Below are 14309 nucleotides of genomic sequence, written 5' to 3'. Positions count from 1 at the left end.
GTGGTCCATCAGCAAACATTGCGGCTGCAGGGTGCCGACAACTTTCGCAGCCTCAAAGGCATGGTCGCCCGCTGTGGTCGTCGAATTGGCGGCGATGCTTTATTACGGGCAGACCAGTTGCACAGTTTGACGGCTGAAGACTGGCAGGCGCTGCAACGTCTGGGGTTGCGCACGGTCTGCGATTTACGCAGCGCCGGCGAGCGTGACCGGTATCCAAATCGTGTGCCTGACCCTGCCATCGAGCAACTTCACCTGGAGGTCCTCGGCGACGTGCGCGCCGACCCGCGTGTCGCGGCCATGCTGGCAGACAATCCGCAGACGGAGGACGCGCGGGGCATGATGCTCGAAGTCTATCGGCAACTGCCGGGCTTGTTGGCGCCGCTGTTGCCAGCGTTGTTCAAACTGTTCACCGAAGGCAAAGGCTCGGTGCTGATTCATTGCACGGCAGGCAAGGACCGCACGGGCGTGGCCGTCATGCTGCTGTTGCATGCCCTGGGTGTCTCTGCTGAACACATACTGGATGACTATTTGCGTTCGGCACGGCGTTTCAGCCAGTTGAACGCAGGGCGTCAGGAGGCAATAAGTCACGCGGTGAGCCGGATGGCCGGCCGCTCGGTCAGCGAAGCCGCATTGGACGCGGTATTGGATGCCCGACCTGAGTATCTGAATGCCGCCTATGCGGTTATCGAGTCCGAGTACGGCGGGCTGGATCGATATCTGCAACGCTTCAGTGGTTTGAGTTCCGCCGGATTTCAGACGTTGCGCGATACCTTGCTGGTTGCCTGAGTCACTGCGCGGGCCTTGACCCGCGTGGGTTTCCACTGCGCCAAGCCAATCCCCAGCAAAATCAACCCACCACCCACCGCGTGATACAGGTGCAATGTTTCCCCAAGCAGGCCGATGGCCAGGATGGCGGTAAACAGTGGCACCAGGTTCATCAACACCGCGGTTTTTTCTGCGCCCAGGTTTTGCAGGCCGCGCATCCACAGGCCAGGTGCCAGCGCCGAAGCGAACAGGCCGGCGAACAGGACCAGCGGGATGTTCCTGGCCGTCAGGGCGATCGATGGCGCCAGTAGAAAGGGCGGAATCAGCAACAGCGTGCCGCAGAAAATTTGCACATAAAGGCTTTCCCAGGTCGGCAGGGGAATCTGCCAGCGTTTCACCAGCACGCAGTACAGGGCATACGACAGCGACGCCAGCAACATCATCAGTTCACCTTGGCCCACGCCCTGTTGCCACAGCGACGGCAGGTCACCGGCTGCCAGTAACCAGGCCAGCCCGGCAAACGAGATCAGGGCGCCGATCAGCAACATTGGTGTCGGGCGCGCGTTCAGTACCGGAAAGGCCAGCAGCACGGTGAGCAGGGGCATGGTTGCCAGAATCAACCCCATGGACGTGGCAGTGACGGTGTGCGCGGCAAAATACGCCAGTGACTGATACAGCGACATGCCAAGCAGACCCAGCATTAACAGCTTGGGCAGATGAGGACGAATCTGGCGCCGCAAACGCCAAACCTTGGGTAATAGCACCGGTGACAAGACCAGCAGGGCAGTCAACCAGCGGTAGAAGGAAATCGCCGCGGGGTCGATAACCCCCACCGACAGGCGATTGACCACCGTGCTGGCGGCCCAGATCAGTGTGGCAAGAATAGGTAGCAGCAGGTTCATCGCAAGGCGCCGACGTGAAGGGTGCGCCGGGCGCACCGGACCGGCAGCCGCTCACACGGCTGTCGGGTGAATACCGCAAAGGGTGCGCGGGTTATTTGTCAGCCGCGTTGCGTGCCGCAATGGCCGCAGCAAAGTCACGCTTGAGCGTTGGGAAGTAAGCAATCTGCCCGCCCATGCCACCGGCGATGTCGATCGAGGCGGCGCTGATGAAACTGGCGTATTCGCTGGCGAGGAAAAGCGCCATACCGGCGACGTCTTCCGGTTTGCCGTAACGCCCTAGCGGCACGACTTTCATGACCATGGCGTCAAACTCCTCCCGACTGACCCCCGGCCCCATTTCCTTGTAGTGACGATCCCACTGGCCCGTATCGATCCAGCCCATGTTCAGGCTGTTGACCAGAATATTGTCCTTGGGCAAAGACATGCCCAGCGAGCGGGAGAGGGCGATACACGATGCGCGGTTGATCACCGAGGGGATACCGTCAGGCGTCGGAATCGCCCCGGCCAGCGCGTTGATTTCGATGATTCGTCCCCAGCGTTGTTCACGCATGTGCGGTACGACGGCCTGGACGAAGCGGAAATGCCCCATCTGCAGGATGTTGGCATGCTCGAGAATGGCTTCTGGCGTCAGGGTATCGATATTTCCGCTACGACCCTGACCTGCGTTGTTCACCAGAACATCAACGCCACCCCAGGTGGCTGCCACTTCCGCCACGAATGCTTTGACGCCTTCGCTGTCGGTCACGTCGACAGCCCGGGCAATCACCGCCTGAGCGTGTTCGGCAAGCAGTTCACCTGCTTCGCGGACGGCTGTCTCACTGCGGGCGCAGATCGCTACCCGTGCTCCTTCAGCTGCGAACGCCCGGGCAATGGCCAGCCCGATGCCCCGTGAAGCGCCCGTGATGATGACGCGTTTGGCGCTCAAATCAATGTTCATGGTGGCTCCTCTTGTTTTTTTTCTAAGGATTTCTAGCTCGTTTTTCCTGCCGAACACCGCGTATTCCGTGGGTGTGCGTGGGTCATTGAAAGCCTAAAGGTAAAAATCGTCAAAGTTTATTTGAACAATTATGAGTTATGTGTGCAGTATTAGGCCTGTCGTGACCTTTGAATGGGCCTGGAGGGCACAGTTTTAGGGATTTAATTCTGTATGGAGAATGTGAATCTTTATGTGGAATTTTAATTGATGATCCGCTAGGGTAGCTTTCAGCTGAGGAGGAAGGTGGTCCTGAAAGGGCGCCAAGCCTAGTGAGCGGAGTGTTTGGGCGGGTTTGCAACGATCCTGTGGGATTTCGCAGATCGCTGGAATGGATGTTTGTGTGCACTTAACGACTGAAAATAAAAATAAAAGGGTAGTGTGTATGAAAAAGAAGACCAAACAGGGTCGGCGGGTACTGACTCAAGGTGCGCTTACACTGTTGATGGTTGGCAGTGCACAGGGTTTGATGGCGGCCTCGTTCGACATGTCGAACCCAGACTACCGCGTGCGTTGGGACAATACAGTCCGTTACAACCTGGGTATGCGGACCGACAAGCAAGACAACAACATCATGAGAACGACGAACTTCGACGAGTCGGACGGGAAGTTCAACAGAAACGATATTGTGACAAATCGACTCGATGTGTTGAGTGAGTTCGATTTTTCCTACCTCAACGACTGGGGTGCACGCCTCAGCGCTGCCGGCTGGTTTGACCAGGCTTATGCTGACGACGATGTTCGCAGTAATGTCCCTGGCTTCGCGACCAGCTATCACAACAACAAATACAGCAATGAAGTGGATCGCTACATGCACGGTCCATCGGGCGAAATTCTCGATGCGTTCCTGTGGCGCAACTTCAACATCGGCGACATCCCGGTCAACGTCAAAGCGGGTCGTCACACGAACTATTGGGGTGAGAGCCTGCTCTTCGGCGCGCATGCCGTGTCGTATTCCCAAGCCCCGAGCGATGGCGTAAAAGCCTCCACCAGCCCGGGTATCGAAACCAAGGAAGTGTTCCTGCCGGTCGGACAATTATCGGCCAAGGCACAGGTCACCGATCACCTTTCCCTTGCCGCCCAGTACTTCTATGAATGGGAACCTACCCGGATTCCTTACGGTGGCACCTATTTCGGTGCGGCGGATCCATTGTTCGAAGGCCCGGACCAATTGCCGTTGGCTGCCAACGGCTCAACTCTGCAGCGCCAGAATTCGCGCTTCGGGCGTGATGGCCGGAACTGGGGCGTGATGGGCAAGCTCAACGTTGAAGAAATCGAATCGACCTTTGGCGCCTACTACCGTGAGTTCGATGACTACCAGCCTTGGTTGGCACCGCAGGTCAAAGCCGCATTGGGTTCTTATCGGGTGGTCTACCCACGCGGTGTGAAGCTGGCGGGCCTGAGCTTCGCCCGAGTCTTCAATACCGTGGCGGTCGGTTCCGAGTTGTCCTATCGCATGAACGGCGCGTTGAACGCCACCGGTGTCAGTGCTCTGGATGATGAAGGTCCTCGTGGCGACACGATCCACTTTATCGCCAACGCTGTGTACGGTGTGCCGCGTAACTTCATTTCGGACAACGCCACGCTGGTCGGTGAATTCGCTTACAGCCATCTGGACCGCGTAACCGAGCACGAAGAGTTGTACAAAGGGGTAGGCGAGGTCGGTTGCGTCAATGGCAACACGCCACGTATCGCCGGTTCCGGCAATGAATCCGACGGCTGCTCGACGAAGGATTATTCCGCTGTCGCTGTCAACTACACCCCGCAATACATTTCAATCTTCCCATCCTGGGATATGGACGTTCCGCTGACAGTCAACTACGGACTGGATGGTAATGCGGCGACGGCCGGTGGCGGCAGCGAAGGCGCATTGTCGTACTCTGTCGGCGTCAAACTCACCTATGCCCAGCTGTATGAGTTCGGCCTGCGTTATGCCGACACCAATGCCCAAACCAAAACCCTGAATAATGGCACCGTTTCCGGCAACGGCAACGTCGGCGGCACTGACCGTGGCTGGCTGGCATTTACCTTCAAGACCTCCTTCTGACAAATCCAATAAGAATCGGAGAACGTGTTCATGAAACGACAACTTGCCTTATCCATTGCCCTGATGAGCATGGCGACCTACACCCTGGCGGCAGGCGGTGACGCCTCTGATCTGGGCAAAAGCCTCACCCCGTTCGGGGCGATCAAGGCGGGCAATGCCGAGGGCACCATCCCTGCCTATGACGGTGGCCTGACCAAGGCCCCGGCCGGTTTCGTACCGGATAGCGGGTTCTGGATTGACCCGTTCAAGGATGAAAAACCACTGTTTCGCATCGATGCCAAAAACGTCGATCAGTACGCGGACAAGCTCAGTGAAGGGCAAAAGACCCTGATCAAGAAGTACCCGACGTATTACATCGACATCTATCCAAGTCACCGCACCACGGCCTATCCGCAGGCAGTGCTGGACGCCACCGTGCGCAATGCCAGCAGTTGCCAGATTCAGAAGGACGGTCTGGCGATCGATCCATCCTGCCGTGGCGGCTTGCCGTTCCCGATTCCGAAGACCGGCAACGAAGTGATGTGGAATCAGCAGGTGCGCTACAAGATTGGCACCGGCTACTCGACCACCTCTTCATCGAACAGTTGGGTTGTCGATGCCAATGGTTCGATCACCAAGACTGCTGAGCAGGCGACCTTCGAAGAAACACCGTACTACCAGGTGACACAGCCGGATCGTGATTCGCTGATGTACGCCCGGGTGTTTTCGCGCAACGACTACCCGGCGCGTCGCTCCGGCGAAGTGGTGGTGCTGACCGACTTCCTCGACCCACTGGCCAAGGCCCGTCGCTCCTTCAGCTACTCCCCGGGTCAGCGTCGCGTCAAGTTGGCGCCGGAATTCGCCTTCGATACCCCGGTGGCCAGCCAGGGCGGTGTCACCCTGTTCGACGAACTGCAAATGTTCTCCGGCAGCCAGGACCGCTTCGACTACAAGCTGGTCGGCAAAAAAGAGATGTACATCCCGTACAACGCCTACAAGTTCTACTTCGGGACCAAGCAAGAAGACCAGTTCATGCCGCACCACGCCAACCCGGCGAACGAGCGTTGGGAGCTGCACCGCGTGTGGGTCGTGGAGGCAACGCTGAAGCCGGGCATGCGCCACGTCTACAGCAAGCGGACCTACTACCTGGATGAAGACACCTTCGGCGTTGGCCTGTATGACGCCTGGGACAAGAGCGGCGCCCTGTATCGCTCGATCTTCCTCAGTGGCGTGCAGCTCTACGACAAGAACATTCCCTACAACGTGAAGAACGTCGTTTATGACTTCAACAAGGGCATGTATGCGTTGCTTAACGACGCGCTCAAGGGTGGTTACAAGTTCATCGACAAGCCGCTCAGCGAGCGCGACATGAACCCTGAAGCCATCGTAGCCCGAGTCACCCAGCGCTGACATTTGTCGCCTGTCCGGCCCGTCGGTTTGCGCATCAAGCCAAGCGGGCCGGGCAGGACGGTTTTATGCCGCGGGATGGTTGAGGAATAAAAATAATGACTAGCCCTTGCCCTGATTCTGTTTTTTTCTCTGCTTCGCGTCTGATGCTGGCGATCGCCTTGAGCGTTGGTGTGAGTGCATTGGTCACGACGACACCGGCCTTTAGCGCAATCACCGCGCCCGCTGACTCACTGGACGTGCCTGCGCCTCGGGTTGACGAGCGCTTGCCTGCTCCCTTGCTGTCGGTCGCCAGGGCCGGTGATGCGCTGGTCAGTGTCGGGTTGCACGGCTTGATCCAGCGCTCCACCGATGCGGGTAAAACCTGGCAACAGGTCAATAGCCCGGTGTCCAGTGATCTGGTGCAGGTTCGTTTTCGTGATGAGCGCAATGGCTGGATCGTCGGTCACGACGCGTTGATTCTGCACACCACCGACGGTGGGCTTAGCTGGCAAGTGCAACTCGACGGGCGCCGTTTGTTGACACTGCTCAACGCCTATTACGGATCACTTTCTGAAAAAGGCGATGAGTCTGCGGTGGCGTTACTCAAGGAAGTCGCCACGGCCGTCAGCACCTCGGCGACCCCTGGCGTGATGGCAGCCCCCTTTCTCGATGTGATGTTCGATGCCCAGGGCAACGGCTTCGCCGTGGGTGCCTTTGGCTTGCTGTTGCATAGCACTGACGACGGCCAACACTGGGAGCCGTGGATCGAGCGCAGTGACAACGACCGGCGCATGCACCTGTATGGGTTGGCGGAGCGCGCGGGCACTTTCTATATCAGCGGTGAACAGGGCCTGTTGCTGCGCCTCGATGCCCAGCAACAACGTTTCGTAAAAATCGACACGCCCTACACCGGCACCTACTTCGGTGTTCGAGCCTTCGATCACCTGCTGCTGGCCTACGGGCTGCGCGGCAACCTGTTTGCCAGCCGTGATGACGGTCAGCAATGGCAACCCGTGGAAACCCATCTTAATAGCAGCCTGGTCAGCATTGTCGAGCTGGGCAAGGCGTTGGTCATCGTGAGCCAGGGAGGGCAGTTGGCCAGTTTGGATCGACAGAGTTTGCAGGTCACCCCGCTGGCTGATGCGCGAGTGGGTGAGATCTATGCGGCCAGCGCCACCGAGCAGGCTGGGAGCCTGGTTGTAACGCGCTTTACCGGCGCCAAGGTCATCGATATTGCCCTGGCCAAATAACGCCGTCGGCACGACTCCTCTACGAGAAATAAAAAATGGTCGAGCAAAAATTCAACAGCGGGATGCCAGTGATTGCCAACCTTGAGGACTTCGACAAGAACTCCGGGGGCTGGTTTGAACGGGTGATTTTCCGTCACCGCCTGTTGGTCGTCATTGCCTGCCTGCTCGCTACCGTGGTGTTGGGCTTTTTCGCGACAAAGCTGCAGGTGAATGCCAGTTTCGAGAAGATGATTCCCAGCTCCAGCCCCTACATCAAGAATTACCTGGCCTACAAAGACCAGCTACCGGGCCTGGGAAACAGCATTCGCGTGGTGGTGGAAAACAAGACCGGTGATATCTACGACGCCGACTACCTGCTGGCGTTGCAGAAGGTCAATGACACGCTGTATCTGATTCCCGGTGTCGACCGTTCCTGGATGAAGTCGCTGTGGATGCCCATCGTCCGCTGGAAAGAAGTGACGGAGGAGGGTATCGATGGCGGTGCGGTGATGCCATCGGATTACAACGGCAGCGAGAAGTCGATCACGGCCCTGCGTCGCAACATCATGCGCGCCGGCATTGTCGGCAACCTGGTGGCTAACGACAGTAAGTCGAGCATGATTGTCGCGCCACTGCTCGATACCAATCCGCAAACCGGCAAGCCGCTGGACTACGGTGATTTTTCCCGGCAGCTGGAACACCAGATCCGCTCGCTGGAAAGCGACAAGGTCGGCATTCATATCGTCGGCTTCAGCAAGCTGGTCGGTGACCTGATCGACGGCTTGTATTCGGTGATGCTGTTCTTCGGCGCCTCTGTGGTGATTGCCGGTCTGTTTGTCTACTTCTACACCCGCTGCCTGCGCAGCACATTGCTGCTGGTGAGTGTGGCGGTGGCCGGCGTGGTGTGGTTGCTGGGCTTGATGCAAATACTGGGTTATGACCTGGACCCCTACTCGATCCTGGTGCCGTTCCTGATTTTCGCCATCGGTATTTCCCATGGCACCCAGAAGATGAACGGCATCCTTCAGGACATCGGCCGCGGTACCCACAAATACGTGGCGGCGCGTTATACCTTCCGCCGCTTGTTCCTCACCGGGCTGACCGCGCTGCTGACCAACATCGTGGGCTTTGCGGTATTGGTGATCATTGATATTCCGGTGATCCGCGACCTGGCCCTGACCACCAGCATCGGCGTGGCCGTGCTGATTTTCACCAAGCTGCTGCTGATTCCCGTCTCGCTGTCGTACCTGGGCGTCAGTAAGAAAGCCGCGCGAATTGCCATTGCCAAAGACCAGGCCGGGGAAGCCAACCGCGGTGTGCTCGGGCGTATCTGGCACAGCCTCGACCGTTTCACCGAGCGTCCGATGGCCACGGCGGTGATTGGCTTGTCGCTGTTGGTAACGCTGGCGGGCAGCGTGGTGATGATGCACCTCAAGGTGGGCGACCTCGACCCCGGTGCGCCTGAGTTGCGCGCGGACTCACGCTATAACCGCGACAACGCCTACATCACCGCCAACTATGGGCTTTCCAGTGACCAGTTCGTGGTCATCATGAAGACCAACGAAGACAGCTGCCGCCTGTACCAGTCCCTGCAAAGCATGGACAAACTGGCTTGGCGCCTGCGCCAGACACCCGGTGTGCAAACGACCCAGTCGTTGGCCGAAACCGTACGCATGATCAGTTCCGGCATGGCCGAGGGCAGCCCGAAATGGCTGAGCATCAGCCGTGACCAGGCCATCACCAACTCTGCGGTGGATGCTGCGATGATTTCCGCTCCGGGGATCACCAACCAGCAATGCTCGGTGACGCCGATCATTGCTTACCTGGCAGACCACAAGGCCGATACGTTGAGCCGGGTGCTGAAAGTCTCCGAAGATTTTGCCAAGGACAACAGCACGGCCGCAAACGCCGAGCAGCCAGTCGAGTTCCTATTGGCAGCGGGCAATGCCGGTATCGAGGCAGCGACCAATATCGAAGTGGAGAAGGGCATCATCACCATGTACCTGGCGGTGTATGGCGCCACGGCTCTGCTCTGTCTTCTGACCTTCCGCAGCTGGCGCGCAACCCTGGTGGCGCTGATTCCGCTGTTGATGACCACCATTATCTGCAAGGCGCTGATGGTCTGGCTGGGGATCGGCCTGAAAGTAGCCACCTTGCCCGTTATCGCTGTGGGCGTCGGCGTCGGCGTGGACTACGCGTTGTATCTGCTCAGTGTGCAACTGGCGGTGCAGGAACGCGGTGGCAGCCTGGCCGTCGCTTATCGCCGCTCGCTGGACTTCACCGGTCGCGTCGTCGCGCTGGTCGGCCTGACCATGGCCGCGGGCGTGATTACCTGGGCCTGGTCGCCGATCAAGTTCCAGGCCGACATGGGCATCCTGCTGACCTTCATGTTCCTGTGGAACATGCTCGGCGCACTCGTATTGATCCCGGCCTTGTCGCACTACCTGCTCAATCCAAAGGGCAACTCCAAGGAAGGGCTGACCCTCGACCTGGAAGACGCCCGCGCGCAGCAAGAGTCGCGCAAGCCGGCCACCGACACCCCCCATCACGCATTGACTGAGCTGGCCATGCCACGGCGCGCTCGCTGACTAACGCATAGCCGGGCACAGACCCGGGCTGACAACTGCAAGGAGAGGACGATGTTCGAGTTATTGATGAGTGCCGACATGATGGTTCCGGACCCGGACGGCATGACGGAAATGTTGGTCGACAAGCTTGGGATCTACAAACACGAACGCTGGCGCCAGGCGTTCGACAATCACCCGTACATCGCGCACTTTCTGCGGGTACACAAATCCCTCGCGGTGTCGCCAACGCGCATCGAGCCGCAGTGGCACCTGGATCGCCCCAACCCGGGCGACCCGTTGTTCCATGACTTTCTGGAAAGCCTGAAAACCTTCCAGGGCCACCATCGGCCGATGATCACCCACTCCATCGTCCTGGCCCTGCATGGCGACAAGTTCGACGCGCTGGTAGACAAGCTGATGCGCCGGCGCTTGCCGTTCCGCATGGCTCAACGCACGCCGGAGATGCCGTTCGACCGCCTGTGGCTGGGCGCGACGCCGGAGAAACCGTACTACCAACCTGACGTGGATGGTGGCCTGTGCATTGAAATCATGCCGACCGAGCCGCTGCAGATGCCAGCGGAAACCTACCAGTTGCCACCGATGCAACCACGCGATCTCAAACCGGGCGACATGGTCCGCGTGACGGCGCGCGGCTTCCTGGTCCGCGACCTTGACGAAACCCTGCGCAAGGTATCGACCAACCTGGACTGGGAGCCGAGCGGTCCGGTCGAGCACATCCGCAGCGAAGGTTACCGTCGTGCACGTATGGGCTTCACCGTCCCTAACAGCGCCACCCTGGATGTCATCGAAGCCACTTACTGGAACACCGACGCCGGCCATTACGTCAATAACTGGGGCCCGGGTCCGTACTACATCCGTATCGGTGTCAACGACCTGGCGGCGAAGGCAGAAGACCTGCGTGCACGCGGTACCCGCTTTCAGTGGATCGAGTCCTCGGAAGCGGTGGGCGGTCGTGCATTGATCAAGATCGACCCGCAGGAGCTCGATGGCCAGGTCTTCGAGTTCGAGGAGTGCCCTGCATGAGCACAGCGCAAAACCCGCAACACCCTGTGGTGATCAACGAGGCCGTGCGCCTGGAGCGCGATGCCAAGGTGGGCTGGGTGGTACTGACCCGGCCCGGGCAGATCAACGCCATCAACGACGACATTCGCCAGGGCGTTCCGCAGGCCTTGGCCCTCTTGCAGAAAGACCCCGAGATTCGCGTGATCGTGATTCGCGGGGAGGGCGAGCGAGGCTTTTGCGCCGGTGCCGATATCAAGGAGCGCCGTGGCCCGGAGTCCAGCCTGCAAGTGCGCCAGCGCATGGAAAACGTGCGCTGGATCGAATCGCTGGACCGCATCAGCAAACCGGTCATCGCCGCCATCCACGGTTATTGCATGGGCGGTGGGCTGGAACTGGTGCTGGCGTGTGACATTCGCTTCGCGGCACCTGATGCCGTGTTTGCCTTGCCGGAAACCGGTCTGGGACTGATCCCCGGTGGTGGCGGTACGCAGCGCCTATCCCGCGTGGTGGCGCCGGGTCAGGCATTGGACATGTTGCTCACTGGTGACCGCATGGACGCGGAACAAGCGCAACGCATTGGTCTGGTCAGTCGACTGGCCAGTGACAGCACCAAGCTGCTGGAAGAAGTACGGGCTTTCGCCCAGCGCATCGCCGGCAAGCCACCGACCGCATCGGCCTACGTCAAACAGGCGGCTCGCGCAGCACTGGAAATGGATCTGAAAAGAGGCCTGGACCTGGAGCTGGATCTGTTCGCCTTGCTGGCCCCGACCAAGGACGCCCGCGAAGCGGCGCAGGCCTTCAGCGAGCGGCGCGAACCACGTTTTACCGGCGAATGACACGTCCCCCAAAAAACAATAAGGAACGGACATGAGTACAGGAAAACTGGCAGGACGGGTCGCCATCATTACCGGCTCTGGCGGCGGCCTGGGTGCCGAGTGCGCCCGGGTGCTGGCGTCCCATGGCGCGAGCATAGCGGTGGTCGACATCAATTTCGAGGGCGCCACGGCTGTGGCCCAATCGCTGATTGCCGAGGGCCATCAAGCCCTGGCGATTGCCACGGACGTGTCGTCCGAAGACGCTGTGCGGGCGATGGTTGCCCAGGTGAAAGAACGCTTCGGTCGTATCGACATCCTGCACAACAACGCGGCAATCCTGAATGCCGAGCAGCGTCAGCTCGATCGCGATTTCGTCAACCTCGACATGCAGGCCTGGGACCGCGCCATCGCCGTCAACCTGCGTGGCGCCGTGTTGTGCACCAAGCATGTGATCCCGGTGATGCTGGAGCACGGCAAGGGCTCGATCATTTACGCCACCTCGGGCCTGGGGATGCAGGGCGATATGTCCCTGACCGGCTACGCCACGTCAAAAGCGGGCCTGATGATGTTGCCGCGCATGGTGGCATCGCAATACGGCAAGCAAGGTATTCGCGGTAACGCGGTGCAAATCGGCCTGGCGCCTTCAGAGCACGCCATGCCCGAGCCTTTGCTCGACATCCTGCGCGATAACCACTGTACCGCCGAACTCGGTACGCCTCGGCAGATTGCCGATGTGGTGGCTTTCCTGGCCAGCGATGAATCCTCCTTCGTCACCGGCACCACGTTGGTCGCCGACGGTGGTTTCAGCAGCCACACCCCCTCCCTGGTCGCGATGCGCGCGTTGTTCGCGCAGATGGGACGCACCGGCATGTAACGCTTGCCCCGGTTCGCCGGGGCGTATCTTCGCCACCACAGCCGCTGCGTGCCGCCGTGGTTGAATGACGTCATGGAAGCAAGTGATGAATCAGAACCAAACAGCGGGAAACACTGATTTCGATGTGATCGTGGTCGGTGGTGGCACCAATGGTTTGTCGGCGGCCTGCTACCTGGGCATGGAAGGCAAGAAGGTATTGGTCGTGGAGGCGCTGGACAAAGTCGGCGGCATGGCTTCATCGGGTTATCTGATACCCGAAGCGCCGCAGCATCTGGTTCATCCCTGTGCACTGGACATGATGTCGATGCGTGTCCATTCCCATGTGCCAGCAGAGTTGGGGCTGGAGCGCCACGGCTTCAAGTCGGTGGAGCTGGCACCCGGCTACGTGTATCTGCACCCGGATGGGCAGTCGCTGATTTTCTGGCGTGATCGCGAGAAAACCGCCGCCGAGATCCGCCGCTTCAGCAGCAAGGACGCCGAGGCGTTTCTGGCGTTCATGAAAGTCATCGACATGTTCCTCGACATCGCGTTGCCGATGATGCGCGTTGACCCGGCCAAGTCGAACCTGGGCGTCAAGCTGAAGATGCTCGGTACCGCGATCAAACACAAAGCCTTGAAACCTGAATTGATGGCGCTGATGACCGGTTCCGCCCTGCAGGCGGCACGCGAACGCTTCGAGCATCCGGTGACCGTTTCCGCGATGTGCGCACTGACGGGGTTGGCGGGCGATATCAGCGCCGATGGCGGTGGTATCTATTACGCTTTGTTGGGGTTCCTCCACCGTTTTGGCGTAGGCCGTGTGATCGGTGGCATGCAGCAATTGAGCAATGCCATGCAGGCACGTCTGGAAGAACTCGGCGGCAAGGTGCTGGTCTCCGCCAGCGTCGGTGAAATCGTCGCCAAAGACGGCCAGATCAAAGGCGTCAAATTGGCCGATGGCCGCCAGTTTACCGCCCGTGCCGTGATCGCCGGGTGCCATCCCAAGCCCGCGCTGGACATGGTTACCCGCGGCGAGATTCCCCAGCATTTGCTGACGCGCATCGCCATGGCGCCGGCCAATGGCAGGGGCTCGGGCCCGCTCAAGATAGACGTTGCCTTGCGTGGGCAGATTTCCCTGCCACGTTTTGCCGCAGCACGCGGTGATGGTGTGGACCTGCGTAAAACCGTGGTGTTGATCGGCACCGAAGAGGCCGTGCTGGAAAACTTCGCCGCCTGCGCCCGTGGCGAAGTACCGAAGCTACCCTACATCACCGTGGCCGCACCGAGCGCCGCCGACCCCTCACAAGCACCCGCCGGCCAGGACGTGTTGTACATCTATCCGCCGGTAATGCCGGTGAACCCCAATGAGGGCTGGGATGCACTGCGCGAGCGGGTGGCGGATCAGGTGCAGGCGCAGTTGTACGACTATATCGACGGGATCGAGGGGAAAGTGATTGGACGCCGTATCGAGGCTGCCCCGGACTTTACTGCTCGCTTGAATACCGTCAATGGCTGCGTGGTGCACATCGACACCACCTCGATGCGCTCAAGCACCATGCGCCCTGCATATGGTTTGGGCGGCGACACCTTGCCGGTGGCGGGGTTGTACCTGGGCAGCGCCGGCATTCACCCGGGTGGAGGGGTCAACGGCATGGCCGGTCGTTTGGCGGCCAAGCGTGTGAGCAAATACCTGGGTAAAAAGGGTAACTGAGCGGTTCTGTAGGAGGTGGCTTGCCAGCGATGGCGGTAGATCGCTCAACATCGATG

General features: G+C 59.7%; 11 protein-coding genes. 9 read left to right on the top strand and 2 right to left on the bottom strand.

The window, feature by feature from the left end; translation table 11 throughout:
- Window positions 1-786 (top strand): tyrosine-protein phosphatase, encoded by a 786-nt coding sequence (locus B0D71_RS05680; RefSeq protein ID WP_103393868.1) that lies wholly within the window; start codon window positions 1-3, stop codon window positions 784-786.
- Here B0D71_RS05680 and B0D71_RS05675 read toward each other — a convergent pair.
- Together B0D71_RS05675 and B0D71_RS05670 are read right to left on the bottom strand one after the other, a co-directional pair.
- Window positions 753-1667: a DMT family transporter gene (locus B0D71_RS05675; protein WP_103393867.1), complete on the bottom strand. Its 915-nt coding sequence runs from the start codon at window positions 1665-1667 to the stop codon at window positions 753-755. The two genes, B0D71_RS05680 and B0D71_RS05675, sit on opposite strands and share 34 nt — an antisense overlap.
- 91 nt (window positions 1668-1758) lie before the next feature.
- Window positions 1759-2604 carry an SDR family oxidoreductase gene (locus B0D71_RS05670; RefSeq protein WP_103393866.1) on the bottom strand — a complete coding sequence of 282 codons (846 nt, stop codon included), beginning with the start codon at window positions 2602-2604 and terminating at the stop codon, window positions 1759-1761.
- A gap of 421 nt (window positions 2605-3025) precedes the next feature.
- Here B0D71_RS05670 and B0D71_RS05665 point away from each other — a divergent pair, with 421 nt between their 5' ends.
- The 8 genes from B0D71_RS05665 to B0D71_RS05630 all read left to right on the top strand — a co-directional run bounded on the left by B0D71_RS05665 (window position 3026) and on the right by B0D71_RS05630 (window position 14253).
- Window positions 3026-4687 carry a DUF1302 domain-containing protein gene (locus tag B0D71_RS05665; RefSeq protein ID WP_103393865.1) on the top strand — a complete coding sequence of 554 codons (1662 nt, stop codon included), beginning with the start codon at window positions 3026-3028 and terminating at the stop codon, window positions 4685-4687.
- Window positions 4688-4717: 30 nt separating this feature from the next.
- On the top strand, window positions 4718-6076 hold the full coding sequence (locus tag B0D71_RS05660; RefSeq protein WP_103393864.1) for a DUF1329 domain-containing protein: 1359 nt from the start codon (window positions 4718-4720) through the stop codon (window positions 6074-6076).
- Window positions 6077-6171: 95 nt separating this feature from the next.
- Window positions 6172-7305, top strand: a complete 1134-nt coding sequence (locus tag B0D71_RS05655) for a YCF48-related protein (RefSeq protein ID WP_103393863.1) — start codon at window positions 6172-6174, stop codon at window positions 7303-7305.
- A 35-nt stretch (window positions 7306-7340) separates the two neighbouring features.
- Complete coding sequence (locus B0D71_RS05650) at window positions 7341-9872, top strand: efflux RND transporter permease subunit (protein ID WP_103393862.1); 2532 nt, start codon at window positions 7341-7343, stop codon at window positions 9870-9872.
- Between the two features lie 51 nt (window positions 9873-9923).
- Entirely contained in the window at window positions 9924-10895 is a 972-nt protein-coding gene (locus B0D71_RS05645) for a VOC family protein (RefSeq protein ID WP_103393861.1), read from the top strand.
- On the top strand, window positions 10892-11710 hold the full coding sequence (locus B0D71_RS05640; RefSeq protein ID WP_103393860.1) for an enoyl-CoA hydratase/isomerase family protein: 819 nt from the start codon (window positions 10892-10894) through the stop codon (window positions 11708-11710). The genes B0D71_RS05645 and B0D71_RS05640 overlap by 4 nt, the downstream gene beginning before the upstream one ends.
- Window positions 11711-11741: 31 nt before the next feature.
- Window positions 11742-12563 (top strand): SDR family NAD(P)-dependent oxidoreductase, encoded by an 822-nt coding sequence (locus B0D71_RS05635; RefSeq protein ID WP_103393859.1) that lies wholly within the window; start codon window positions 11742-11744, stop codon window positions 12561-12563.
- 85 nt (window positions 12564-12648) lie between these two features.
- Complete coding sequence (locus B0D71_RS05630) at window positions 12649-14253, top strand: phytoene desaturase family protein (protein WP_103393858.1); 1605 nt, start codon at window positions 12649-12651, stop codon at window positions 14251-14253.
- Window positions 14254-14309: the final 56 nt, after the last annotated feature.

This window comes from Pseudomonas laurylsulfativorans, assembly GCF_002906155.1.
In the GTDB taxonomy this organism is placed as follows: domain Bacteria; phylum Pseudomonadota; class Gammaproteobacteria; order Pseudomonadales; family Pseudomonadaceae; genus Aquipseudomonas; species Aquipseudomonas laurylsulfativorans.
Note: the sequence above shows the minus strand (reverse complement) of the source record. Positions and strands in the feature narration are given on the sequence as shown.